General features: G+C 59.0%; 22 protein-coding genes. 19 read left to right on the top strand and 3 right to left on the bottom strand.

Going from position 1 to position 24,160, the window contains the following annotated elements:
- Window positions 1-55: 55 nt before the first annotated feature.
- The 3 genes from GCU45_RS03550 to GCU45_RS03540 all read right to left on the bottom strand — a co-directional run bounded on the left by GCU45_RS03550 (window position 56) and on the right by GCU45_RS03540 (window position 2,933).
- Complete coding sequence (locus tag GCU45_RS03550) at window positions 56-1,642, bottom strand: PucR family transcriptional regulator (protein ID WP_152398091.1); 1,587 nt, start codon at window positions 1,640-1,642, stop codon at window positions 56-58.
- A 171-nt stretch (window positions 1,643-1,813) separates the two neighbouring features.
- Window positions 1,814-2,350 carry a chromate efflux transporter ChrA gene (locus GCU45_RS03545; RefSeq protein ID WP_076171446.1) on the bottom strand — a complete coding sequence of 179 codons (537 nt, stop codon included), beginning with the start codon at window positions 2,348-2,350 and terminating at the stop codon, window positions 1,814-1,816.
- Window positions 2,334-2,933: a chromate efflux transporter ChrB gene (locus GCU45_RS03540; protein WP_076171448.1), complete on the bottom strand. Its 600-nt coding sequence runs from the start codon at window positions 2,931-2,933 to the stop codon at window positions 2,334-2,336. Before GCU45_RS03540 ends, GCU45_RS03545 begins: the two co-directional genes overlap by 17 nt.
- A gap of 268 nt (window positions 2,934-3,201) precedes the next feature.
- Between GCU45_RS03540 and ggt the strand changes: the two genes are divergently transcribed.
- The 19 genes from ggt (at window position 3,202) to uraD (ending at window position 24,153) form a co-directional block, all read left to right on the top strand.
- Window positions 3,202-4,782, top strand: coding sequence for a gamma-glutamyltransferase (gene ggt / locus GCU45_RS03535; RefSeq protein ID WP_152398090.1), 1,581 nt, complete (start codon window positions 3,202-3,204; stop codon window positions 4,780-4,782).
- A gap of 189 nt (window positions 4,783-4,971) precedes the next feature.
- Window positions 4,972-6,651 (top strand): CocE/NonD family hydrolase, encoded by a 1,680-nt coding sequence (locus GCU45_RS03530; protein WP_152398089.1) that lies wholly within the window; start codon window positions 4,972-4,974, stop codon window positions 6,649-6,651.
- 171 nt (window positions 6,652-6,822) lie between these two features.
- Window positions 6,823-8,190 (top strand): amidohydrolase family protein, encoded by a 1,368-nt coding sequence (locus GCU45_RS03525; RefSeq protein WP_152398088.1) that lies wholly within the window; start codon window positions 6,823-6,825, stop codon window positions 8,188-8,190.
- A gap of 58 nt (window positions 8,191-8,248) precedes the next feature.
- On the top strand, window positions 8,249-8,953 hold the full coding sequence (wrbA, locus tag GCU45_RS03520) for an NAD(P)H:quinone oxidoreductase type IV (protein ID WP_152398087.1): 705 nt from the start codon (window positions 8,249-8,251) through the stop codon (window positions 8,951-8,953).
- A gap of 229 nt (window positions 8,954-9,182) precedes the next feature.
- Window positions 9,183-9,995, top strand: coding sequence for an ABC transporter ATP-binding protein (locus tag GCU45_RS03515; RefSeq protein ID WP_152398086.1), 813 nt, complete (start codon window positions 9,183-9,185; stop codon window positions 9,993-9,995).
- Window positions 9,996-10,086: 91 nt separating this feature from the next.
- Complete coding sequence (locus GCU45_RS03510; RefSeq protein WP_144025434.1) at window positions 10,087-10,965, top strand: ABC transporter permease; 879 nt, start codon at window positions 10,087-10,089, stop codon at window positions 10,963-10,965.
- A gap of 51 nt (window positions 10,966-11,016) precedes the next feature.
- Window positions 11,017-11,799: a cysteine hydrolase family protein gene (locus tag GCU45_RS03505; protein ID WP_152398085.1), complete on the top strand. Its 783-nt coding sequence runs from the start codon at window positions 11,017-11,019 to the stop codon at window positions 11,797-11,799.
- The gene (locus tag GCU45_RS03500; RefSeq protein ID WP_152398084.1) at window positions 11,796-12,248 is read left to right on the top strand and encodes a cupin domain-containing protein; all 453 of its coding nucleotides are present in this window, start codon (window positions 11,796-11,798) and stop codon (window positions 12,246-12,248) included. Before GCU45_RS03505 ends, GCU45_RS03500 begins: the two co-directional genes overlap by 4 nt.
- A gap of 17 nt (window positions 12,249-12,265) precedes the next feature.
- Complete coding sequence (locus GCU45_RS03495) at window positions 12,266-13,474, top strand: amidase (RefSeq protein ID WP_152398083.1); 1,209 nt, start codon at window positions 12,266-12,268, stop codon at window positions 13,472-13,474.
- Between the two features lie 15 nt (window positions 13,475-13,489).
- The gene (locus GCU45_RS03490; RefSeq protein WP_145947804.1) at window positions 13,490-14,320 is read left to right on the top strand and encodes a creatininase family protein; all 831 of its coding nucleotides are present in this window, start codon (window positions 13,490-13,492) and stop codon (window positions 14,318-14,320) included.
- A complete protein-coding gene (locus tag GCU45_RS03485) occupies window positions 14,317-15,198 on the top strand; it encodes a fumarylacetoacetate hydrolase family protein (protein ID WP_152398082.1) in 882 nt (293 codons plus the stop codon). Before GCU45_RS03490 ends, GCU45_RS03485 begins: the two co-directional genes overlap by 4 nt.
- A gap of 76 nt (window positions 15,199-15,274) precedes the next feature.
- Window positions 15,275-16,594, top strand: coding sequence for an FAD-binding oxidoreductase (locus GCU45_RS03480; RefSeq protein WP_152398081.1), 1,320 nt, complete (start codon window positions 15,275-15,277; stop codon window positions 16,592-16,594).
- 93 nt (window positions 16,595-16,687) lie between these two features.
- Complete coding sequence (locus GCU45_RS03475; protein ID WP_152398080.1) at window positions 16,688-18,010, top strand: 5'-deoxyadenosine deaminase; 1,323 nt, start codon at window positions 16,688-16,690, stop codon at window positions 18,008-18,010.
- A 61-nt stretch (window positions 18,011-18,071) separates the two neighbouring features.
- The gene (locus GCU45_RS03470; protein WP_152398079.1) at window positions 18,072-19,031 is read left to right on the top strand and encodes an XdhC family protein; all 960 of its coding nucleotides are present in this window, start codon (window positions 18,072-18,074) and stop codon (window positions 19,029-19,031) included.
- Window positions 19,028-19,660 carry a nucleotidyltransferase family protein gene (locus GCU45_RS03465; RefSeq protein ID WP_152398078.1) on the top strand — a complete coding sequence of 211 codons (633 nt, stop codon included), beginning with the start codon at window positions 19,028-19,030 and terminating at the stop codon, window positions 19,658-19,660. The genes GCU45_RS03470 and GCU45_RS03465 overlap by 4 nt, the downstream gene beginning before the upstream one ends.
- Window positions 19,661-19,878: 218 nt before the next feature.
- Window positions 19,879-20,841, top strand: coding sequence for an FAD binding domain-containing protein (locus GCU45_RS03460; RefSeq protein WP_167527079.1), 963 nt, complete (start codon window positions 19,879-19,881; stop codon window positions 20,839-20,841).
- Window positions 20,835-23,111 carry a xanthine dehydrogenase subunit D gene (gene pucD / locus GCU45_RS03455; protein ID WP_152398076.1) on the top strand — a complete coding sequence of 759 codons (2,277 nt, stop codon included), beginning with the start codon at window positions 20,835-20,837 and terminating at the stop codon, window positions 23,109-23,111. The genes GCU45_RS03460 and pucD overlap by 7 nt, the downstream gene beginning before the upstream one ends.
- On the top strand, window positions 23,108-23,638 hold the full coding sequence (locus tag GCU45_RS03450; RefSeq protein ID WP_152398075.1) for a (2Fe-2S)-binding protein: 531 nt from the start codon (window positions 23,108-23,110) through the stop codon (window positions 23,636-23,638). The genes pucD and GCU45_RS03450 overlap by 4 nt, the downstream gene beginning before the upstream one ends.
- Window positions 23,635-24,153, top strand: coding sequence for a 2-oxo-4-hydroxy-4-carboxy-5-ureidoimidazoline decarboxylase (gene uraD, locus GCU45_RS03445; RefSeq protein WP_152398074.1), 519 nt, complete (start codon window positions 23,635-23,637; stop codon window positions 24,151-24,153). The genes GCU45_RS03450 and uraD overlap by 4 nt, the downstream gene beginning before the upstream one ends.
- Window positions 24,154-24,160 lie beyond the last annotated feature (7 nt).

Here is a 24,160-nt window from a genome sequence, read left to right as displayed (position 1 = left end):
GTTGCGAATTTATAACGTGCTTGCTTGTGGGACGGCGGGACGGTCCTGCTGCTGTTTACGTCCGCAGCATATCCCGAAACATCAGGACCAGTTTCAGCCGCAGCAGGTGGTGATAATCCTTGAAGTCGACCTGAAGCAGCTCACTGATTTTCTCTAGCCGGTAGGCGGCGGTGTTGCGGTGTATAAACAGCTGCTTGGCGGTTTCGTGGATCTGTCCATTGTTCGCCATGTACAGCTCCAGCGTTCGCAGCAGCTCTTGGGCGGAGTCGGGGGCTCGGTCCTGAAGCGGGGCCAATGCCATTTCGACGAACTGCCGCATTTTATGAACCGGGACGGATTGGAAAATATAAGAGATTTCCACGTTGGCAAACTCGACGACAAAAGCGTCCAGGTTGAGCCGTGCGGCCGTGTCGCGGGCGTTCTGGCACTCACGGTAAGCCGCTTCCAACTGATCGGGCCGGGTTTTGATATGGCTCACCGTCATGCGCAGATGCCTGCCGGCTTTGGCGGCAAGCTCGAAAAAGACACGTGTCAACAGCTGAGGCAGCTTGCCGGAGCTTCGCGGGAGCTCAGAAGGAAAGATCGAGAGAATGGTGTTCTCGAGTTGAAAATGCAAAGGAGATAAATCCTTGAGCATCGGATGATAATGGAATTCCTGCTTGACACTCTTGAGAAGATGGTCGGCCCGGCCGGTGTATTCGGGATCACATGTGGTAAGCACGCATTGGAAAGAATCGCTGCCGAAAGGGATGCCGTGGCTGGAAGCACAGGCAACGAGCGCTTCCGCGGAGACTTGCTGCTTGAGGTAGTTTTTCAGCATTGCCGCAAATTCGTTCTGGGTCGATTGGGTGAGATCGTTGCGTTCGACCGCGTTCAAATGGTAGCCGATAATTTCGGCCGCCTGGTGGTACAGCCCTTCCTCCTCCTTCATCGGAATGCCGGGAGGAAGCCGGAAAATCGCCCGGCTGTTAAAATCATGCTCCTGGCCGGGGCTTTTTAGGGGCACGCACAGCAGTCTTCCCTGCTCGCAGCGGAGCCACTGCGGCGTATCTTTGAGCTGGCGTTTTTTGAGCAGCTGCATTTCGTCTGTGGTCAGGGTGCTGAAAAGCGTTTGGCCGCGCATGCCTGTGACGGCCAGGGGCACGCCGAGAATCTCGCGGATCCGGTCAAACAGGCGGCCCGTATCAACAGGGGATAGGGCGAAGCGGATGAGCTCCTTTTGTTTGTCCAGGACGTTTTGCAAGAGGAGCGTGTTCTTTTGCAGTTCGGCATTGAACAAGCCTTTCATTTGATCCGAGAACGTAAACGGAAAGGGAAGCTCGATAAGGGGAAAACCGAGGCGGTCTGCTTCCTGCAGCATTTCGTCGGGAACCGAAGCCCAGAACCGTCCGAGCTTGATACCGATTCCCGCCGCCCCTTTATCAACAAGCTTCTGCAGCAGGCGGACCCCATCCGCGGGATTGTCCTTGATCAAATAAGCCGTCGTGAACAAGATATCCCCTTCCCGGACCCAGTCCGAAATATCGGGTGCATCCATCACGTTGACCGATTTGACGATACGGTTCAAACCGCTGCGGCCTGCGGTCAGCTTACCTTCAGAAAGCGGGTAAATGGTGAGTGCATCTTCGATGGTCAAATACATACAGTCATCATCCTTTCGCAACTGAACTCTGTCGAAACCCGAAACGTACAAGGTAAGCCCTTGGGGAAGGGCTGTACCGGATTGAATTCAATCATCGGGAAAGGCGGTTACTGCAACAGGGGATAGAATCGGACGGCCGTCCGGGTTCGCTCAGGGCTACGGAGGGGAGGACTATCTTCCCAGAAAGATGCCTCCGTAAACAAAAGCGCCCACGATGACGAGCGCGGGATGAACTTTGCGGCGCTGCATCAGCCAGTACGAGATGAGGGCGATAGCGCCGAATTGGATCCAGCCGATGGAGAGTATCGACTCTTTGGAGCTTTGAATGGTGAGCTGCAGCATCATGACGGCGATGACAGGCTGCACGAGCAGCGTCATACCCTTGACGGCCTGGGACTGCTTGTATTTCTGCAAAATTCGCATCAATACGATCAGGGCGACGGCGGACGGCACGACGGTGGCTGCTTCGGCGGCAAGCACCCCCATCCATCCGGCAGCATCATAGCCCACGTAAGCGGCGATCTTCGTCGCGATCGGTCCGGGGAGCGAATTGCCGAGAGCGAGCATGTTGGAAAATTCGGCGCCCGACAACCAGTGGTAATGCGGCACGATCTCCCGGTACATAAGCGGAATGGAGGAGGGGCCGCCGCCGTAGCCAAATACGTTGGCTAGAAAGAAGCCGATGAGGAGTTCAATCCATGTCTCCATGGCGGCGTTCCTCCTTCCGCTTGCGGGTTTCTTTCAGCTTGCCCATAACTTTAAAGTGTACCGAGCCATAGGCCAGCGCGATCGCAATCAGGATCGCCGGGTGCAGCTGCACCCACTCCAGCAGGACAAACGCGATAACCCCGCAGGCGAGCGCCATATATTTGCCAAGGCCTTTGACTGCCTTTTCGCCGAACTCGTAACACATTTGACCCAGCATGACGGCCACGACCGGAACGACCGCTTCGATCATGCCATGGATGATGCGGGACGAACTGAATACGTCGATAAAAGAGACTAGAGCGATCATCGCAACCGCAGTGGGTAGAATATGGGCGAGCAGCCCGACCAGCGCACCGAGGGTTCCTTTCAGGCGGTAGCCGAGATAAGCGGCCAACTTGGTCGCAATCGGACCGGGCAGCGTGTTGGCGATGGCCAGCACCTCCCCGAATTCCTCATCAGCCATCCACCTGTACCGGGAGACGGCCTCGTGCCGGATGAGGGGGACGGTCGACGGACCGCCGCCATACCCGAGAATTCCGGTCCGGAACATGGCGAGGGATAATTCTGCGTATGTTTTCAGCATGGTGCACTTCCTTCCTTGTCTATCAACTATTCTGACATTTCATCTCGGATTCGGGTAGGATGCGAGGCTCGCATTCTATAGGCACAGCTCTGGCATCATGGCAAAGGGAGCTGAACCGTTTCCGAAGCTGGTGATCATCCGTACGACATTCATGTTATTTAAATTTACACTATAACGGTTTTCTTTCAGGATGAAAAGTAGTTATTGCCAAAAAATCCTGCTGCATGTTAATTTAGTTAACAATTTAAGGATGCAGGAGGGATGAGTGATGAGGCAGGCTTCAATCGGCACGAAAACGATGGTGGTCAGCCCCCATGCACTGGCATCGGCCGCGGGTGCCCGAATACTGGAAAAGGGCGGGAATGCCTTCGACGCTGCGGTTGCCGTCAGCAGTACCCTGGCGGTCGTGTATCCGCATATGACCGGGCTGGGCGGCGACTCATTCTGGCTGTTGTACAGTCCCGGAGAGGGTGCAGTCCGGGGTTACAACGGAAGCGGCCGCTCGGGGTATAAGGCATCGCCGGAGGCATATGCCGGCGAGCAGGCCATCCCGACGCGGGGGATCCGCAGCGTACTGACCGTTCCCGGCATGGTGGACAGCTGGAGCGCCATTCTGCGCGAGTATGGTACCTTGCCGCTTGGGGACGTCCTTGAGCCGGCAATGACTTACGCCGGAGCGGGCTATCCGGTATCCCGCAGCCAGTACGCCAATACGAAGCTGTGCGCCGGGCTGCTGGCAGCGAATCCCTATTCGGCTGCAGCGTATTTGCGAGGCGGCGGTGTCCCGCCGGCAGGCACTCGCTGGATCCAAAGCGGCTTGGCCCAAAGTTTGCGCCGGATCGCGTCGAATGGCCGGGACGAATTTTACCGGGGCGGATTAGCCCGGGACATCACGTCATACATCCGGAAGTCCGGCGGGCTGCTGCTGGCGGACGATTTCGCCGATCATGAGGGCAATTGGGTTACCCCGCTCACCGGTTCCTATCGCGATCTGGAGCTGTATCAGCTTCCTCCGAATTCGCAAGGGTTTACGGGCATCGTGATCGCCCAAATGCTCGAACATTTTGATTTTAACAGTATTCCGCACGGTTCGGTAGCATTTTACCACGTACTGGTCGAGGCGGTGAAGCTGGCTTTCCGCGACCGCAACCTCGAGCTCACCGATCCGGATTTCCGAAATATTCCGGTTGATCGCTTTCTGGATAAGGCCTACTGCATGGAATTGGCGGGACGCATAAGCCCCGATTCGGCAGCTCCGCTCACCGCCGAATCGCTCGGCAGCGATACGGCGTATGCCGCCGTAGTGGACGGGGACGGCAACGCCGTTTCTTTTATCCAAAGCCTGTACTTTGAATTTGGATCGGGCGTAACGGCTGGGGAAACGGGCATTCTGCTGCAGAACCGCGGCTCATTTTTCTCCCTGGATGAGTCTTCAGCCAACCGGCTTGAACCGCGGAAACGGACGTTTCATACCCTGATGCCTGCCCTCGCGCTCAAGGACGAGAAGCCTTATTTGCTCTACGGCTCGATGGGAGGAGAAGGACAGCCGCAGACGCAGACGGCGCTTCTGACCCGGATCGTCGATTACCGAATGGACCCTCAGGAAGCGATTAACGAACCTCGTTGGGTGTGGGGAAGGACATGGGGCGAAGCCTCCACGGAACTGAAGATGGAAGCCAGGGTGGGGGAGCAGGTGCTTGGCGGGCTGGCCGCCATGGGGCATGAGGTTCGAAAGATCGGCGACTGGGATGCCTTAACCGGGCATGCGCAGGCGATCCTTCTGGACGCTCACGGTTTTCGGATCGGCGGCTCGGACCCCCGCTCCGACGGAGCGGCGATCGGCTGGTAGTTCACCATTTCATAAAGAAGTTATGAAATATGACATAATTAAACGGGTTCCTTGTGGTCGATGTCCAAACATCGGCCTATTTATTGTGCTTCGTCACAAAGATGCCTTCTGAACCGTTGTAGACTCCTGTATTGTCTGTTATAAAATGTAACATCTAACGAAAAACAGGATCGCATTGGGGGGAGAGCCGTGGAATTCGGACATGTGAAAGTGGAGAGGAAAGCAGCCTGCGTCATGCGGGACGGCATCACGCTGTATGCCGACGTTTACCGTCCGGCGGAGGAAGGAACATACCCGGTACTGCTGATGCGGCAGCCGTACGGCCGGAAAATCGCTTCAACGGTTACATACGCCCATCCCGTTTGGTATGCTGCGCGGGGGTATATCGTCGTCATTCAGGACGTACGGGGGCGCGGGGATTCGGAGGGAGAGTTCACGCCATTCGTGAGCGAAGCCGAAGACGGCTATGACACGGTCGAATGGGCCGCCGGGTTGGAAGGGGCCAGCGGAAAGGTCGGCATGTACGGCTTTTCCTACCAGGGAGCGACGCAGTGGGCTGCCGCTTCGCAGCATCCGCCGCATTTGGCTGCCATCGCGCCTGCGATGACTGCGGCCGACCTGTACCACGGCTGGATGTACACATTCGGTAGCTTCGATCTGCAGAGCTGCCTGCCCTGGGCCTATCAGCTGGCCAGGGATACGGCGAGAAGGAAGGGTGACACAGAAGCTGAGGCGGCGTGTTCCCGCGTGATGAGCGATCCTTCCGATGTGCTGGCCCAACTGCCATTGGCGCAGGGCCACCCGCTGCTCGAAGCTTACCTCCCCGCTTATTTCGATTGGTTGGGCCATCCCGAATATGATGAGTATTGGTCCCGGCTGAACTGGCTGGACGCCTTCAAGGAACAGCCGGTTCCGGCGCTGCATATCGCGGGCTGGTACGATTTTCTGCTGGAAGGTACGCTGCAGTCTTACAATGCACTGCAAGCACAGGGGAGCAGGCCGGACTGCTTCCACCGTTTGGTGGTCGGGCCTTGGACGCATATTCCGTGGGGCCGCAAAGCAGGCGGAACGGACTACGGACCGAAGGCGGACGGCAATATTCACCTGGAACAGCTGGCCTGGTTCGACTATTGGCTGAAGGGCGAAGGCGGATCAGCCCTGAAGGAACGGCAGCCGGTCCGTTATTATGAAGCCGGCAGCGGCGTTTGGGTCGAAGCCAAAACGTATCCGGCCGGAGCGGAGGGCGACAGCCGGTGGTATTTAACCGGAACGCAGCTGCCTGCGAACGGGGCTTCCGGCGGCGGCCGGCTCGCTGCGGATGCAGGCGCGGAGCCTGGCCGGGTGGCGGACGTGTTCGTCTACGACGCGCGCCTGCCGATGCCGCTTCGCTCGGTGCTGCCGCAGGACCGGAGCGCCCAGCAGGACCGCTTCGAAATCCTGGTGTATACCGGAGAGCCTGCCGGCGCGCCGCTGCAGATCCTCGGCGCCCCGGAGGTAACCGTCTCCTGCCAGGTGATGGACGGTCCTACCGACCTTACGGCCATCCTCACGCAGGTCACACCAGCAGGCGAAGCGAGGTTTCTATCCGTGGGGCGCACGGAGATCGGCGCATCCGGCGGCATCAGCGGCTGGGAGACGGCGACGATCCGGATGCGGCCGCTGGCCGCCGAGCTCCCGGTCGGTTCGATGCTCCGTCTGGAGCTGAGCGGCAGTGCATACCCGCTGCTGCTTCGCCACCCCAACGGTATTCCGCTGCAGGAAGCCGCAAGCCAAGGGCCGGATGCGCTGCAGATTGCCACAGTGGCGGTGGATGCCAGTGGAGGCGCCTCGTGGCTTCAGCTGCCGATTCTTGGTGACACCTCGGAATAAAGCGGACTATGAAATGAACCATTGCATGACAAACGGAGCGAGAGCCTGCATTCAGACGCTTATTGCCCAGCCGGGTCGAACGCATACGCCCTTTATGTCCTCACAGCCTGGCGCACGAGAGTGCAGAAGTAGAAAACATAAATACCGACGGATGAAAGGAGCGGGATTGATATGGAACAAGAAGTGGTGATCTTCAACGCCTCCCTGCCGCTGCAATCGGAAGAGACGCTGTACACGCTGGCCATCGGCGGCGGAAAGTGGACGTCGGTGACGGCCCAAACCGGTGAAGTGGAGGCTCCTGAAGCGGTGTGCCTGGACAAATGGAACGGATCCTCTGCGGATGCGCGGCTGCTGCTCGACGCAAAGGGAAAAATCGTTCTGCCGGGTTTCGTGGATGCCCATATGCATCTGGATAAAGCTTTTTCGCTCCCGCAGGTCGGGAATGTCTCCGGCACACTTGGCGAAGCGGTCGTCAATTACGCCGCAGCCGCCCCGAGGTTTTCCAAGGAGGAGATCAAAGCACGCATCATGCGCTCGGCGCTGCAGTCCATTTCTTACGGAACGGTGGTGCTGCGCAGCCATCTCGATTTTCACATCAAGCATGGAAAAGACGTCGCGATGCGTACCATCGAAGCTGCGCTCGAAGTCAAAGAGGAGCTGAAGCCGTATGCGGAGCTGCAGCTGTTCCCGCTGCTCCCTTATTTTGAGCTCAGTGAAGCGGCGCTGGATACGGCCGAGGAATCGGTTGCGATGGGCGTGAGGGGATTGGGCGGCGCCCCTCATCTTTCTCCCAACCCGGCCCCCGACATCGACAGGCTGTTCGCCTTGGCCGATAAGCTGGGCTGCCCGGTTGATCTGCATACGGACGAGAGCGACGATCCGAACCAGCGGACGGCAATCCATATCGCCCGGCGCGCGATGGAATACGGCTGGAGGGGAAAGGTCACGGCAGGGCATTTATGCTCCTTAGCCGCCATGAAGGACGAGGATGCCGCCATGATCATTGGACTTATGGCCGAGGCAGGCATGGGTGCCGTTACGCTTCCCGGCGCGAATCTGTACCTGCAGGGCCGGCATGACGCCTTCCCGGTGCGCAGGGGAGTCACCCGAGTCAAGGAGCTGCTGGCGGCCGGCATTCCGCTGGCGGCGGCTTCAGACAATATGCATGACCCGTTTCATCCGTTCGGAAGGGGCGACCTGCTGCTGATCGGCCTGGTCACCGCCTATGCCGCACATATGGGCAGTCCTGCCGAGATGCGCGAAGTGCTGCGGATGATCACCGAATACCCGGCCAGGGTAACGGGTGCTGACGGTTACGGCATCCTGCCGGGGAACCCGGCCCATTTTGTGGCGCTTGATGCCAGGACGCCGGAGGAACTGCTGACCATGCTGCCGGAACGCCGCTGGGTATGGCGCGGCGGCACCTGCCTGAAAGCAGTCCCGGCGAAGGAGAAATGGAGCTCCGCATTGTTACAGGGCTATTGGGAAGACTCGTGTGAACGAGTCGACTTTGTCCAGAAACGTGCGCTCTCGCTATGATTCGATCCGTTTGAAGGGATGCTCCGTTTCTACCATGCAGCAATGAGGAGGTATGAGGATGAGCCGCACATTGGTGATTTATTACAGCGCATACGGCCATGTTTTGGACATGGCGCTGGCGGCCGCTGATGGAGCGCGCAGGGTGGGAGCCGAGGTCCGCATCTGCCGTGTTCCCGAGCTGGAATCAGAGCGTAACCGGACCCCTTATCAGGATAAGCACTCCACCGGGGAGCCAGGCGAAACTTCGCAGCTGAAGACCCGTTTTAAGACGGTTGACCGCTTCGCCAAATACGAAGAAACAATGCGCCGGCAGCAGGACATACCTGTGGCCACGAACGAAGATTTAAGATGGGCGGACGGCATCGTCTGGGGATTTCCAACGTATTACGGCTCCATGCCCGCGCAGGTCAAACTGTTTCTGGAATTTGCCGGGGACCTGTGCGCCGACGGGAGCCTGGAAGGCAAACCGGCGGGTCTGCTGACGAGCACCGGATCGATCCATACCGGGCACGAAGCGAATGTGCTGACGTCGATGGTGCCGCTGTTTCATTTCGGCATGATCATGGTCGGGCTGCCCTATTCCGAAAATCCGGAATATTTGACCGCCGATCCGATCGGCTGCTCTCCTTACGGAGCTTCCACATTGGCGGGTCCTGACAGCAGCCTCAAGCCGGATGAACGCGAACTGGTGATGGCCGGCCGGCTCGGACGGCGCGTGGCGCTGTGCGCGGAAGCCCTGAAGGCCCAAAGTTTTTTAAAATAACCGGTAGGCAGAGGGTGGCATTGAACGCCGGGGTATTTCATGAAAGTCCGGATGAATTCCGGGCTTTTTTTGTGTGAGATAACGTGACATAAATGATCATCCCTTTCGTAAATAAACCCAAAAGAATTACGCATTATTGTAATTGACCACAAAAACAACGGATATTTATTGAGCGGCATAGGCATAGATGTTATTTATTATTACATAAAGGATTAGAGGAGGGCTGGAAATGTATACAGCACAGCAAACCGCAGCAAATCCGCAGCCGCCCGGAAGTCCCGGCGCTCCCGAGCTTTTGGTCGGCATGGACCAGATCGGCAAGGTATACCCGAATGGAACGATTGCCGTTCAGCAGGTCAATCTGCAAGCGAGGGAGGGTGAGTTCCTCTGTTTTGTCGGACCGTCGGGATGTGGAAAATCGACCATGTTTAACATGATTGCCGGCTTGACCGAGCCGTCGACCGGCCAGCTTTCGGTCCTCGGCACGACACCGCGCGAAGCACGGAAGCAGAACGAAATCGCTTTTGTGTTCCAGGAGCACACCCTGCTGCCTTGGGCGAAGCTTCTGGACAACGTGACGATGCCGCTCACCCTCCGCGGCGTTCCGAAAAAGGCTCGCAACGAAGAAGGTGAACGCGTGCTGGAATTGGTTGGGCTCAAGGATTACCGGAAAGTACTGCCGAGACAGCTCTCGGGAGGCATGAAGATGCGGGCGTCGATCGCCCGTGCGCTCATAGCCCGGCCGAAGCTGCTGCTGATGGACGAACCGTTCGGGGCGCTGGACGAAATCACCCGCCAGACGCTGCAGGATGAACTGCTGGGCATTTGGCGCCAGGATCAGAAGATGTCCGTACTTTTCATTACCCATAACGTGTTCGAAGCGGTGTTTTTATCCACCCGGGTTGTCGTCATGACGCCGCGGCCGGGGAAAATTTCCGATATCGTGCCGATTGAGGCGCCGTATCCGCGTACGGATGAATTCCGGACCACGTCCGAGTTCGGCAAATATGTGCGCAGCATAACCGAAGTGCTGAATCACTGAGGCTCGCAGAAGCCGGTGCTTGCTTTCCTGGATAATGCGAAATTTAGAGGTGCATGGAAACATGCCACTTACGAAAGGAGTCGTTGAGGTCATGGAAAAAGCAGCAGTGAGCGCGGTTACCGATGCGGCGAAACAGGCTTCGCCGGCCGCGCCTATGGTCAGGAGGAGTGTCGGCAGCGGCAGCCACGTCTGGGGGAAAATGGTGTCTCGGGTCGTACCGCCGCTGAGCGTATTCGTCTTCGTCGTCTTTGTATGGGAAATGGTACTGCGGCTGACCGGCACCCCGGAGTACTTGCTGCCCAAGCCGTCCGATATCGTTCAAGCGGTGTCGCAGAACGGGCACAATCTGGTGGTGTCGGTGAGCACGACCATTATGGAGGCAGTCTTGGGATTTGCCCTTAGCGCCATTCTCGGCGTGGCCGTTGCCATTTTGCTTGCGCTGTCCAAAACGGTCGAACGGAGCGTGTACCCTTACGCGATCATTTTACAGACGATCCCGATCGTGGCCATTGCGCCCATTATCGTCATCTGGTTTGGGGCCGGCATGAATGCCATCGTTATTATCGCCTTTCTGATCAGTTTCTTTCCGATTTTGTCCAATACGCTGATCGGGCTAAACTCCACCGAGCAGAACATGAAAAATCTGTTCTATCTGTACAACGCCACGAAGATGCAGACGATCTGGAGGCTCAGACTTCCGGCAGCGCTGCCCTACATTTTGGCCGGCTTTAAAATCTCCTGCTCCCTGTCGGTTGTCGGGGCCATCGTCGGCGAGTATATCGCAGGCATCGGCGGGCTGAACGGCGGGCTCGGTTACGCGATTACGGTCGCGGCGACCCGGATGCAGACGGCGTATTTGTTCGCCTGCGGCTTGTCGGCCGCCGTGGTCGGCATCGTCTTTTTCCTGCTGATCAATGCCCTGTCGAACCGGCTTCTGCGTTCCTGGCATGACTCGGCCATCGCCGGCTAACTGCATCCGCCAAACCAAGCGGCAAGTTTGCAACAAAGGAGGGGAGTTCCCATGCACAGACTGGGGAATTCGAAAAATTACTGGAACGTGTCGGAGGAGCTGGCCGATTTGTCCAGGAGCGATCCCAAACCGCTCGTCACCGTGACCCTGCCGGCGCTGCCGCAGCGGATCACGCTGGATCTCGCCAAAACCGCCGTCGTCATCATTGATATGCAGAACGATTTTTGCAGCCCGGGCGGGTGGTTGGACTCTATCGGAGTCAATACCGCCCCGCTGCAGGATCCCGCCAAGCCGCTTCAGCGGCTGCTTCCGGCCCTTCGCGAACAGGGGGTTCCGGTGCTGTGGGTCAACTGGGGCAATCGGGAGGACCGGATGAACTTAAGCCCTTCGGTGCTCCACGTATATAATCCGGACGGTGTCAGCCATGGGATCGGCAGCCCCCTGCCGGATACAGGCTCGAAGGTGCTGGAACAGGGGAGTTGGGGCGCGGCGCTGATTGATCGGATGGTACCGGAGCCCGGGGATATCTGGGTGGATAAATACCGTATCAGCGGTTTTTGGGATACGCCGCTGGACAGCATTCTCCGCAATTTGGACGTGAAGACGCTGCTGTTTGCAGGCGTCAACCTTGACCAGTGCGTGATGCATACGCTTCAGGACGCCGTATGCCTCGGATACGACGCCATTCTGCTGGAAGACTGCTGCGCGACAAGTTCTCCGGCTTACTGCGCGGAGGCCGCCTTATACAATATCAAACAGTGCTATGGCTTTGTTGCCGGTTCCGAGGATCTGCTGCAGGCCTGCACACTACAAGAAAGGGATGAAGTGATATGATCGATGTTCTGGTTCTGGGGCATTTCGAGCAATGCGAGGTACGCAAAATTTCAAGTAAGGATTCCAACAAGTTTGTCATGCTGTGCGACGGGACGCAGGTGCCGTTCGTGTCCGTTGTGGAAATTTTCGACGCCGGCGGACAGACGCCGCCGAATGAGCACAGCGGAGCGTACGAGTATTTTTACGTGCTGGCCGGAGAAGGTATTGCCATCGTAGGCGATATGGAAACCGAGATTCGTACAGGATCGTTCTTCGTCGTTCCGCCCGGCAACAACCATCAGGTCAAAAATACCGGTGAGGGCAGGCTCTACGTTCTGACGACCATGGTGCCCGACGAGAAGTTTTCCGATTTGATCAAGTCAGGTCCGGCGGCAAACCTGGACGAGGAGGATTTGGCGGTGCTGCGCGGAGCGGCTCTCCCGGGAGCGGCTGCTCCCGCGAACTCATAACGATTGGAGGAACTTGTATGCAGCCAGAATGCACGCCGTGGATTCGGTTGGGAACAGAGGCGAGACACGCGGAAGGCGGTCTCCTTCAAGGGCTCAACTTTGCCGTAAAAGACGTGTTTGCCGTAGCAGGACACACCAATGCTGCCGGCAATCCCGATTGGCTTAACACGCACAAGCCTGCCATGAAGCATTCGGCCGCCGTGGAACGTCTGCTCGACAGCGGAGCAGAGCTTCGTGGAATGACTCACACCGATGAGCTGATGTTCAGCCTGAACGGGGAAAATGTGCATTACGGCACGCCGCCGAACCCTATCGCTCCAGGACATATTCCCGGCGGTTCCTCAAGCGGCTCGGCGTCCGCCGTTGCCTCCGGGGAAGTGGACTTTGGCCTTGGCACCGATACGGCCGGTTCGGTGCGGATTCCCTCCTCTTTTTGCGGTATTTGCGGATTTCGCCCGACGCACGGCGGCGTGCCCATGGACGGCGTCATCCCGCTGGCTCCGGCCTTTGACACGGTCGGCTGGATGGCACGCCGGGCAAGCACCTTGCTGCAGGTCGGCCGCGTGCTTCTCGAGGAACCGCTCGATGACGGCGGGGAATTCGCCCGAATGATGCTGCCGGTTGAAGCGTGGGCGGCTGCCGAGCCCGGCTGCGCCGAGTCGCTCCGCGGTGCGCTTGAATCATTCGGATCGCTTGGAGCGTTCGAATCCATCCATTTGACGGACGGGGAACTCGCGGCGTGGGCCGGCATTTTCCGCACGATTCAGGGGTACGAAATATGGTCTGCCCATGGCGAATGGATCACGGCGCAGCATCCCCGATTCGGTCCCGGCATCGCCGAAAGATTTGCTTGGACCGCCACGATTTCCGAGGGGGCGTACCGGGAAGCGAGCCAGCTTCAGCAAGCGATTGCTGCCCGGCTTGAGGCGCTTCTCGGAAGCGAAGGCGTGCTCGTCATCCCGACAGCGCCTTGCGGAGCCCCCGTGATCGGGCTGCCCGGCGAGGAAATTGAAATGACGCGCACGCGGATCCTGCAGCTGTCCTGCATCGCCGGGCTGGGCGGGCTGCCGCAGGTTACACTGCCGCTGGCAAAGACGGACGGTCTGCCGGTCGGACTATCGCTCATTGCCGGCAGAGGCCAGGACCTGAAGCTGCTTCGATGGGCAGCGGATTTCGAGGCATCGATGCAGCCCGCGGCCGCGGCCGTGATCAACCAAATCCAATAGCAAAGGAACATGCCGATGTTTACACGATACGAAGGAGCAGCCTGGGAGGAGAGATTCCTGCCAAGGCTGACCAGTAAGCAGGTCAAAGAACTTCCCAAGGAAAGCACGCTGGTCATTCTGCCGGTCGGCGCGATCGAACAGCATGGACCGCATCTGCCGGTTATGACCGATACGCTGATCGGGGAGGCTACGGTGACCCTGGCGCTCGAAAAGCTGAAGCCCGATGCGCGGGTGTGGCTGCTGCCGCCGGTTTCGTACGGCAAAAGCAATGAGCATCTCGGCCTGCCGGGAACCATTTCGCTGTCGGCAACGACCCTGCAGAGCGTGATCCTGGATATCGCCGAAAGCCTGCGGCTGAGCGGTTTCCATAAGCTGCTGCTGTTTAATACGCATGGCGGCAATACTGACTTGCTGAACGTGGTGTCCCGGGAAATCCGCATTCGCCACGATATGCTCGTCTTTTATTTATCGCCCTCCTCCCTGGGAGGTGCGGAGGATCTCATGCCCGCCGATGAACTGGAATACGGCATTCATGGCGGGGACTACGAAACGTCGATCGTGAAGGCCATCAAACCAGGATGGGTGCAGGATCAATGGCTCGTCTCGGAAACCCCGTCCATGACCGGGCAGAAATTTTTGACCCTTGAGGGGAAAATACGCTTCGCCTGGCGGATGGCGGACATTTCCGACAGCGGCATATGCGGCGATGCGACCCAGGCAACGGCAGCCAAAGGCAGCATCATTCAGGAGCGGGTGACCGACATTCTAGCGGAGGTGTTTCGTGAGCTGAGCGAATTCGAGTTCAGCGATATCCGGGCCAAGGCGGAAGCAGGAGCCGAGCGATGAGGCTCGTAACTTTGGCGGGAAGCGGGCCAGGCAGCGCGGGCATCGTCGCAGGCAATCGGGTATTTCCCTTAACCGGGATCAATGAATTGCTTGGAACGGCTTGGCCGACGACCGTTCTGGAACTGCTGCGGACCGGCGAGGCGGCGGCGCTGTCCGGATGGCTGCGGGAACGAGGGCAGGAGGTGCTTACCGCCATTCCCTCCGTTCCCTTGGAGCAGGCACATCTTGGCCCCTTGTATCATGGTGCGGTCAATGTCTGGGGCGTTGGCGCGAATTTCCGGAAAAAAGCAGCGGATATAGCCGTAGTGCCGCCGGAGCAAGAGCCTATCTGCTTCTTGAAGCCGGCAAGCACGATGATCGGCCCAGGTGAGGCTATTGTTCTTCCGGACGGGGCCGGACGCATTACTGCCGAGGCGGAGATCGGCCTGGTGATCGGTAAGACCTGCAAGCACGTCAGTCCCGAAGAGGCGCCGCACGTACTTGCCGGCATCGTTCCGACGCTGGATATGACTGCCCAGGACATCCACGCCCGCAACCCGCGGTTTCTTGGCCGCTCGAAAAGTTATGACACCTTCTTCAGTTTCGGACCGGAGCTGGTCGGCATGGACGAAATCGGGGACCTGGATGGACTGGATATACAGACCGTGCTTAACGGATCGGTCCGGTACAGAAGTTGTGTATCCGACATGATCTATTCCCCATGGTTGATTCTCTCGTATTTCTCGCGGATGATGACCCTTTATCCCGGCGATATCATCATGACCGGGACACCGGGATCGGTAGACATCCAGGATGGGGATACGGCCGAATGCCGGATCGGCTCCCTGCTTCCCCTGCGGAATCCGGTCGTTCAGGAACGGATTAGCACCGTTTTATGAAATCGAAAAATTGTCCTCACGCAATGTTCTTCTATATGGAGTAAGCTGTGAATCCAAAGAAAGCGGGTGGTTCCTCATGTCAATGGTATGGAAGCCTGAATTGCCTGAAGCGTTCAGCGCACTGAAGCTGCTTACCGACGAAACGGCGGTCGAAAAGCTGTCGAAGGATTTTTATTGGTATTCCCCCGTGCTGAGCGGAAAACTGAAGGACAAAAAAGCGGATGCCGTTCTCGTACCCGCTACGGTCGATGAAATCCGTGAAGCGCTGCGCATTGCTTACCGGCATCGGATTCCCGTCACTGTCCGCGGAGCGGGAACCGGGAACTACGGACAGGCGATCCCGCTCGAAGGCGGCCTGGTGCTGGACCTCAGCGGCATGAACGAAATATTGGAGATTGGCAGCGGCTATGCCCGTGTACAGTGCGGCGTCAAGCTCGGCGTCCTGGAAAAGACGGCCCGGGAGCAGGGACAGGAACTGCGGATTTACCCGAGCACTTTCGCCAAGGCGACGGTCGGCGGGTTCGTGTGCGGCGGCTCCGGGGGCGTCGGGTCGATTACCTGGGGCGACCTGTGGGACGGCAACGTGCTGGAGGCGACCGTCCTGACGATGGAAGAGGAGCCGCAGGTTTTCCAAGTCCACGGCGAGGATCTCAAGGACTATATTCATAACTACGGGACGACGGGCATCGTCACCGAGCTGGTCATTCCTTTGGCACCCCGGACCGAGTGGGCACAGGTGGTGGTGAACTTCGATCGCTTGGAAGATGCGGTCCGATTCGGGGAAGCGCTGGCGGAGGAAGCGGCAATCCCCAAACGGCTGATCACGCCGATGGAGTGGCCGATTCCCTCCTTCTTCAAGCCGCTGGAAAAAGTGATCGCACACGGCAAATCGGTGGTTTTTACCGAAATCGCCGGGCATGCCGCCGAAGCGCTGCCAGCACTCGCCGCAGCTTTCGGCGGGGAAATCGGCTATGTCATTGACCCTGAGAAGTACCGCAAATCGATCGGGCTGTCCGATTTTACCTGGAACCATACGACACTCTGGGCGCTGAAGCGTGATCCGGCCTATACCTACCTGCAAGCAGGTTTCAAGCAGGACTGCTACTTGGAGCAGATCCGGACGCTGAAATCGATGTTCGGGGACGAAATGCTGCTGCATTTTGAATGGATCCGCTCGAGGGGCAAACTCCAGCCGAACGGCCTGCCCGTCGTCCGCTACAGCACGGAAGAACGGCTGTACCATATCATAGACACCTGCCGGTCCATCGGCGTGGAAATTTATGATCCCCATACCTGGCTGCTGGACAATGGTGGACGCGGGGCAATACCCGGCATGCAGGAACGTAAGAGGCATAACGATCCGCTCGGTCTCCTGAATCCGGGGAAAATGGGCTGAGCAGCCCGGCGATACGAGGAAGAATCGTGTCCGGGAGAAGCGGCATCCGTGCGGCATCTCCCGGACTTTCCGTACAAGAAGGGGGAAGCGCCTTTGACAACGACGATCATACGCAATGCCATCATCATGACAATGAATCCGGCCGATGAAATTATCCATGGCGATGTTCGGATTGAGGACAACCGCATTACTCATATTGGACCCGGCGCGCCGAGCGAAGCCGACCGGGTAATTGAAGCCGGGGGCAAAGTATTGCTGCCCGGCTTTGTGCAAACGCACATCCATTTATGCCAGACGCTCTTTCGCGGACGGGCCGACGACCTGGAGCTGATTGATTGGCTAAAACAAAAAATTTGGCCGCTCGAAGCCGCACATGACGAGGAGTCGGTGTACTATTCGGCTCTGCTTGGCCTCGGCGAACTGATCCGCAGTGGGACGACGACCATTCTCGATATGGAGACCGTGCACCATACCTCTATGGCTTTTCAGGCGATCGAGGAAAGCGGCATTCGGGCGTTTTCCGGCAAAGTGATGATGGATCACGGCGATGAGGTGCCCCTGGCGCTGCAGGAGGATACGGATCGCTCCCTCCGGGAAAGCGTCGATTTGCTGCAAGTGTGGGACGGGGCTGCCGGGGGGCGGATCCGTTATGCGTTCTGCCCGCGTTTTGTCGTCTCCTGCACCGAGCGCCTGCTGACCGAAGTCCGGGATTTGGCAGAACATTACGGTGTTCTGGTGCACACGCACGCGTCGGAAAACCGGGGCGAGATCGCCATGGTGGAGGCCGAACGGGGGATGCGGAACGTAATTTATCTGGACCATATCGGCCTTGCCCGACCGAATCTCGTGCTCGCGCACAGCATTTGGCTCGATGACGAGGAAAAGCGGATCATCCGCGAGCGCGGCGTCAAAGTCACCCACTGTCCGGGTTCCAACCTGAAGCTGGCATCGGGGATTGCAGAAGTGCCGGAATTGATGCGAAGCGGTATCCCGGTCGGCCTCGGCGCGGACGGAGCCCCGTGCAACAACAACCTTGACATGTTTCAGGAAATGAGATTATCCGCATACATGCAGAAGGTGGCGCACGGTCCGACGGTCATGAACGCGAGGACCGTGCTGCGAATGGCCACGATTGGCGGAGCGGAAGTGCTTGGCATGGAACGGGAGATCGGAAGTATTGAGACGGGAAAACTTGCAGATCTGATTTTGCTGGACCTGGAAGATTATCATGTCTATCCTTCCTTTGACGCGGATTGGTTCTCACGGGTCGTCTACGCCGCCACCCGCGGGGATGTCGAAATGGTGATGATCGACGGTCATGTTGTGATGGAAGGAAGGCAGGTGCTGACCCTGGATAAGCCGCGGGTACTCGACGGAGCGAACCAGGCCTTGCAAAAGCTGCTCCGTAGATTGTAATCCTGCTTCAAGGAACAGGATCGCTGTATTTTTAGGAAAATGCATGTAAGGAGGAGTTCGGATGGAGACGGAAAGCATTCTCCGGTACGTGCAGAATGAAGAGGGGACGGCCGTGCTTGCGAGCCTGGTATCGGTGCGCGGCCATGCTTACCGCAAGTCCGGAGCCATGATGCTGATGGCCGCGGATGGACACCGCATCGGCAGCATCAGCCCCGGCTGTCTGGAAGCGGATCTCGCTGCAAGGGTTCCCCGGATTCTCGAGCGCGGCCGTTTCGAATGGGTGAGTTATAATACTGAGCCTGGCGTCGACCCGATCTGGGGAGAGGATATGGGCTGCGGAGGCGAGCTGGTCATTTTGCTGGAGCCGATCGAAGGCCGTCTTCTAGCGGTGCTTCTGGAAGCGGTCAAAATCGTCCTACAGGGGACGGCTGTCCGGCTCGTTCGGGAACTCCGCCCGGATCAAGAAATGGATTACCGGCTGGAGGAAGACGGCCCAATTCAGGATTCGGTTGCAGGGCAGGGAGTGTTCTTCTATGCGACCCGGCTGGCTCCGAGCCGCCGGCTTATCATTTTCGGCGCCGGGGAGGAAACGGCGGCGCTGGAGGCGATGGCGCGCTCCATCGGATTTACGACAGCGGTGGCGGATTGGCGCGACGATTGGTGCAGCAAGGAGCGGTTCCCGCTGGCCCAAACGGTTGTTGGCGATGCCGGCAGGATCGTTGAGGAGCTGCGCATCGGCATGCGCGATTACGTCGTCCTTGCCAGCCATCATTTGCGCCGCGACCGGGAGATGCTGCAGCGCCTTCTTCCACTGCAGCCGGAGTACGTCGGCGTCATCGGCTCCGCGCGGAGGATCGGGCTGCTCTTTGGTGAGCTGCCGCTCCCGGACTTCGTGGATGCCCCTGCAGGTCTTTCCATTGGAGCGGAAGGCGCCGCCGAAATCGCCGTCAGCATCGCGGCCCGGCTGGTGCAGTGGAAGAGCGGCACTGAAGCGGCTGTTCGGGAAAGGCGGCATGCATGAGCATCATGGGCGTATACCTTGCGGCGGGAAGCAGCCGGAGAATGGGCTGCCGCAAGCAGTCCTTGGAGCTTGCACCAGGTATGCATCTGGCCGGCAGCGGCTTGGTGGCGCTTCGGGACAGCGGCCTGAGCGGGTTGATCGTAGTCGTTCATCCCGAAGACCCGCTGGTATGGCTGAACGCCGGCCTCCTTGCAGACCAAGCGGACGGCCCTAGCATTGTCGTCGCTGTCTGCCTGGAAGCGGATCAAGGCATGGCGCTCTCGCTGCAGTGCGGCATCCGTGCTGCTTCCGATGCAGGTGCCGATGCGGTGCTTGTGGCGTTGGCCGACCAGCCGTACGTGTCGCCGGCTTGGCTGATGCAGCTGATCGACGCGTGGCGATCAGCTCCCGGGCTGGATTATGTGATGAGCGAGGCGGGAAGGGAGGCGATGCCGCCTGCGGTTCTGTCGGCAACGATGTTTGAGGCGGCAGCCGGACTGAAAGGGGATCAGGGGGCGAAGCGCCTTCTGGATTCTTCGCGGTTTCAAGGGCTCCGCTTGGCCCCTGCCGATCCTTTGCTTGTTCTGGATATCGACACGCCGGAAGAGTGGGCGGAGGCAAAACGAATATGGACGCTTCAGACGAACTGACATCTCCCTGTGTGTAAGAAATAATGACATAAATCTGATGGGTCATGCCCAATTTTGGCATCGGGCACAACGCGAACGAACGTGATTGTGCATGACTCCCAAATCGAAGTTAAGTTTATTTACACAAACACGGTGGCGGCGTATAGTGTGAAAAACCAACCAATCTATTCCATTTAAACACCAAGATGCATTCAAGACACTGCAAAGGAGAGATGGCCATGGATGCTACCTTCAACCCGGTGATGAGTGCACCGACTGTATGGCATCCGGCAGATGCCCGGGAAGCCTATTTGCTGAAACGCCGTTTTGGTCAGCAAGCGGACTATGTCGCTGGCGGCACACTCCTCCGTACGGAATGGGAGGCCGGAACACGGAGCATTTCCCCGCATTGGATCGACCTACAGCGTGTGACCGGCTTACGGGAGGTGTTCATGCAGGCCGGGGGATTATGCATCGGTTCCCAGGTAACCCTCGGAACATGCCGGAGACATCCGAGCCTAGCCAGCCTTTACCCTTTGGTGGGGGAAGCCATCCGCAGCACGGCAGCGTCATCTGTACGAAACGTGGCGACGCTCGGAGGTAACGTATGCTCCGGTGTGGGGGACGTGCTGCCGGCGCTGCTCCTCTATGACGCAGAGTTGGAATGGCAGGATGAACACGGCCCCATGGCGCCGCTGCCTTTGACGGAATGGCTGGAACTTCGTGCCGCCGATGCCTTGGACCCTAACCGGATCCTGCTGACGATCAAGCTTCCTGCAAGGGCGGATGCGACCGGGATCCAACAGGCATCGGGCAGCGATAACGGCTTGCCTTCGCTGCTTCGGATCGCGGTCTACCACAAAGTAGGGAGACGCGAAGCCTTCTCCCCGTCGCTCGTTACGACGGCAGTGTCTGCGGAAATCGATGCCGCCGGCTGTTTCCGGCAGGTGAAGATCGCGACAGGCGGCGGGAAAGCAAAGCCTGCCCGCCTTGGCGCTCTTGAAGCATGGCTGGAAGGGAGCAAGGCAGACCTGAGCCGGCTTCCGGACGTTTATGAACGGGTCATGGAAGAGTACAGACCGGCTGGCGATATATTCGCCGGAGAATCCTACCGCCGCAAGACGGCGGCATCGCTGATCACCGCAGATTTGTGGCAGCTGCTTCAACAGACTGCATCCGAAGGAGGGGAGACGCTATGCTGAGCCGATCCAGCAGCGGAACGCGCTGGAGGGTGCGTCCGGACGGCCCGGATAAAGTGACGGGGCAGCTCAAGTATTTGACGGACATGAGCGCGCCGGATATGCTATACGGCCGGGTGCTGCGTGCGGCTCATCCGCATGCGGCCATCCGGTCCGTACGGACGGAACGGGCGTTGGCGCTGCCCGGCGTGGAGGCGGTCCTGACCTGGAAGGATGTGCCCGGGCTGAACCGTTTCGGCATCGCCCGCGCCGATCAGCCGGTCTTCTGCGAGGACCGGGTCCGGTATACGGGCGATGCCGTGGCGGCCGTCGCAGCGGCTACGCCGGAAGTCGCCGAATACGCCCTTCAGCTGATCGAGGTGGATTACGAGCCGCTCCGGGTTCTTACCGAGCCCGAAGAAGCTTTGGCCGAAGGTGCGCCGCAGCTTCATCAGGACGGCAACCTGCTTCACCGAAGCGAGTACCGCCGTGGCGATGCCGACGAGGCGTTCGGGATGTGCGCTCATATCGTGGAGGCGACCTACCGGACGCCGCGCCAGATGCACACCTATATGGAAACGGAAGGCGGGCTGTTCGTTCCGGGAGAAGAGGGGAGACTTACCGTCTACTCTCCTACACAGCACGGCCTGATGGACCGGCTGCAGCTGTCGCGGATTTTGGCGGTCCCTCCGGAGTCGATCCGAGTCGTGTCCAGCCCGATCGGGGGCTCCTTCGGCGGGAAGGACGAATTAAACGTCCAGCCGTACGGGGCGCTTCTCGCCAGGGTGACGGGCAAACCGGTGAAGATTCACCAATCCCGCATGGAATCGGTACGGGCCGGCCTGAAGCGCCATCCGATGACCATTCACATGAAAACCGGCGCGGACGCATCGGGGCGTATCCTTGCCCATCAGGTCAGGGTTCTGGCCGATACGGGCCCTTACGCCACGCTGGGTGCGGAGGTGCTGAACTTTGCGACGGAGCATGCCGTTGGTTCTTATGCCTTCGGCGCCGTCGATGCCGTAAGCATCTCGGTGTTCACAAACAACGGCATGTCCGGCGAGTTCCGGGGATTTGGCGGCAATCAGGCGCTGTTTGCGTTGGAGGGCCAGATGGACCGCCTCGCCGAGGCGCTCAGCATGGACCCATGGGAATTCCGCCGCATCAACCTGCTTCCGGCGGACGGGACCGGACCCTTCGGTCAGCCGATTTCGGCGACTGGCGGGGCACTCAAAGTATGGAATGCCTTGGGGGAATCACGGTTGTGGCGGGAACGGGAACATCTCACGGAAAGCGGGAACCGGCCGCCCTGGATTCAGACCGGCGTCGGAGCTGCTTTCGTCATGCATGGTGCAGGCCTTGGTTATGGCATTCCCGACCCGTCGGGTGGCCGGCTTCTGCTCGCGCAAGACGGGAAAGTAGAGGTCGCGTTCGGTTTCGAAGAATGCGGACAGGGGCTGCTCGCGACGCTGGAGCAAATGCTGGTCGAGATGTACGGTCTGGACGCTTCCGATCTCAGGCTCGTTATCGGGGATACCGATGCGGTGCCGGACAGCGGCTCCAGCACTGCGTCCCGAGCGACCAGCATGATGTGGCAGGCACTGAAGCGCATGCAGAAGCCGTTTACAGAACGGTTGCTTGCCGCCGCTGCCGAAGCTGCGAGCGTGTCGGTAGAATGTCTCCGGATCGGTAACGGAGGTATTTACGACATTTACACACAGAAGCGGGTGATGACGTACCAGGAACTGGCCGCCGCCGGGAAGGATCCCATCCGTGCCGAAACGAGCTTCGCATACCCTGTGTCCCCTACCGCGCGGATCGGAGCTCACTATTTATATTCGTATGCCGCGGTTTGTGTCAGGATCGAGGTGAACCGGTTGACCGGGCGCATTCGACTGCTGGACCAGTTCCATGCCGTGGCCGCAGGCCCGGTCATGAACCCGCAGGGCTATCTTGGCCAAATCGAGGGAGGGAGCGGGATGGCGCTAGGCTTTACGCTGAGCGAGGATGCCGTCATGGAGGAGGGGATATACAAAACCGGCAACCTCGACACCTATCTCATTCCGACCGCAGCCGACTTGGCTGGTCCCGTCGAAGTGCTGCCGATCGAGGATCTGCCGGAAGGCGACGAGCACGGGCCGAGAGGAATTGGCGAGATCGGCTCTGTCGGGCTTGCGCCGGCCATCGCAGCGGCTGTCCGGCAGGCGACGGGAATTTGGCTGGAGAAACTCCCAGCGAATCCGGCTTTGCTGCAAGATGCATCCTTCCTTGGGAGAAAGGGGGAGACGGTATGAAATCCGAAAAGGATCGTATCCGGCTGAAGCCGTGGACCTGCGAGATCAATGGCGGGAGGGTGTCGTTGAACATATCGCCGTCCAGACGGCTCCTCGACATTCTCCGTGACGATTTGGGCATGACCGGGACGAAACGGTCATGCGACATCGGTCGGTGCGGCGCCTGCATGGTGCATATGGACGGCGTGCCGGTCAACAGCTGCCTGGTCCCTGCGTATCAGGCGGAGGGCCGGTCCGTTACGACGATCGAAGGCATCGGACGGGATGGAGTCCATCCCGTGCAGCAGGCTTTTTTGGAGGAAGGGGGCTTTCAATGCGGTTACTGCACGCCGGGAATGATCATGACCGTCATTGCGCTGCTTGATGAACATCCCGATCCGGAGCCGGAACAGGTAGAAGAAGCGCTGTCCGGCAATCTGTGCCGTTGTACGGGATACGCGGCGATTCTAAGGTCGGTCCGGAGAGCATCGGAACGGATCATCCGGGAAAGGTGTGGTCCCGGAGGGAAGGAGGATGCGCGCATATGATCACGATCAACGAACTGAACGAAGGGACGACCGAAACGTTCGTCCGGCACCTGGGCGGCGTTTTCGAGCATTCGCCTTGGGTGGCGGAGCAGGTATGGGAGCTGCGGCCGTTCGCATCGGCTGCGGAGCTGCACGAGCGGATGATGGAGCAGGTGTACGCAGCGCCTGAGTCCCTTGTGCTGGCGTTGCTTCAGGCGCACCCCGACCTTGCCACGCGCATGCAAGTCACAGCATTTTCGGCACAAGAGCAGCGGGGCGCGGGTTTGGATCAGCTGACCGGGGAGGAATACGAAGCCTTTGCATCCATGAATGCGCAGTATGTAAGCAAATTCGGTTTTCCTTTCATTAAGGCCGTGACCGGATGCACCAAAGACGACATCGCGCAAGCGATGCGGCAAAGAATGGATCATGATCCGGAGCGCGAATGGACGCAAGCGCTGCATGAGATTGCCCGAATTACGCGAATCAGGCTGGGGCGGATCGTCACGGATCGCAGCCACGAACAGAAAGGATGACTTAATC

This window comes from Paenibacillus cellulositrophicus (genome assembly GCF_009363095.1).
In the GTDB taxonomy this organism is placed as follows: Bacteria; Bacillota; Bacilli; order Paenibacillales; family Paenibacillaceae; genus Paenibacillus_AQ; species Paenibacillus_AQ favisporus.
This window is presented reverse-complemented; position numbering and strand designations above follow the sequence as displayed.

Excerpts from the sequence above, each read along its gene's own strand:
- GCU45_RS03460 (WP_167527079.1), top strand. The coding sequence starts at position 19,879 with ATGGATGCTACCTTCAACCCGGTGATGAGTGCACCGACTGTATGGCAT.
- pucD (WP_152398076.1), top strand. The coding sequence starts at position 20,835 with ATGCTGAGCCGATCCAGCAGCGGAACGCGCTGGAGGGTGCGTCCGGAC.
- GCU45_RS03450 (WP_152398075.1), top strand. The coding sequence starts at position 23,108 with ATGAAATCCGAAAAGGATCGTATCCGGCTGAAGCCGTGGACCTGCGAG.
- GCU45_RS03480 (WP_152398081.1), top strand. The coding sequence starts at position 15,275 with ATGTCAATGGTATGGAAGCCTGAATTGCCTGAAGCGTTCAGCGCACTG.
- GCU45_RS03545 (WP_076171446.1), bottom strand. The coding sequence starts at position 2,350 with ATGGAGACATGGATTGAACTCCTCATCGGCTTCTTTCTAGCCAACGTA.
- GCU45_RS03500 (WP_152398084.1), top strand. The coding sequence starts at position 11,796 with ATGATCGATGTTCTGGTTCTGGGGCATTTCGAGCAATGCGAGGTACGC.
- wrbA (WP_152398087.1), top strand. The coding sequence starts at position 8,249 with ATGAGCCGCACATTGGTGATTTATTACAGCGCATACGGCCATGTTTTG.
- GCU45_RS03485 (WP_152398082.1), top strand. The coding sequence starts at position 14,317 with ATGAGGCTCGTAACTTTGGCGGGAAGCGGGCCAGGCAGCGCGGGCATC.
- uraD (WP_152398074.1), top strand. The coding sequence starts at position 23,635 with ATGATCACGATCAACGAACTGAACGAAGGGACGACCGAAACGTTCGTC.
- GCU45_RS03465 (WP_152398078.1), top strand. The coding sequence starts at position 19,028 with ATGAGCATCATGGGCGTATACCTTGCGGCGGGAAGCAGCCGGAGAATG.
- GCU45_RS03490 (WP_145947804.1), top strand. The coding sequence starts at position 13,490 with ATGTTTACACGATACGAAGGAGCAGCCTGGGAGGAGAGATTCCTGCCA.
- GCU45_RS03510 (WP_144025434.1), top strand. The coding sequence starts at position 10,087 with ATGGAAAAAGCAGCAGTGAGCGCGGTTACCGATGCGGCGAAACAGGCT.
- ggt (WP_152398090.1), top strand. The coding sequence starts at position 3,202 with ATGAGGCAGGCTTCAATCGGCACGAAAACGATGGTGGTCAGCCCCCAT.
- GCU45_RS03470 (WP_152398079.1), top strand. The coding sequence starts at position 18,072 with ATGGAGACGGAAAGCATTCTCCGGTACGTGCAGAATGAAGAGGGGACG.
- GCU45_RS03515 (WP_152398086.1), top strand. The coding sequence starts at position 9,183 with ATGTATACAGCACAGCAAACCGCAGCAAATCCGCAGCCGCCCGGAAGT.
- GCU45_RS03495 (WP_152398083.1), top strand. The coding sequence starts at position 12,266 with ATGCAGCCAGAATGCACGCCGTGGATTCGGTTGGGAACAGAGGCGAGA.
- GCU45_RS03550 (WP_152398091.1), bottom strand. The coding sequence starts at position 1,642 with ATGTATTTGACCATCGAAGATGCACTCACCATTTACCCGCTTTCTGAA.
- GCU45_RS03540 (WP_076171448.1), bottom strand. The coding sequence starts at position 2,933 with ATGCTGAAAACATACGCAGAATTATCCCTCGCCATGTTCCGGACCGGA.
- GCU45_RS03525 (WP_152398088.1), top strand. The coding sequence starts at position 6,823 with ATGGAACAAGAAGTGGTGATCTTCAACGCCTCCCTGCCGCTGCAATCG.
- GCU45_RS03505 (WP_152398085.1), top strand. The coding sequence starts at position 11,017 with ATGCACAGACTGGGGAATTCGAAAAATTACTGGAACGTGTCGGAGGAG.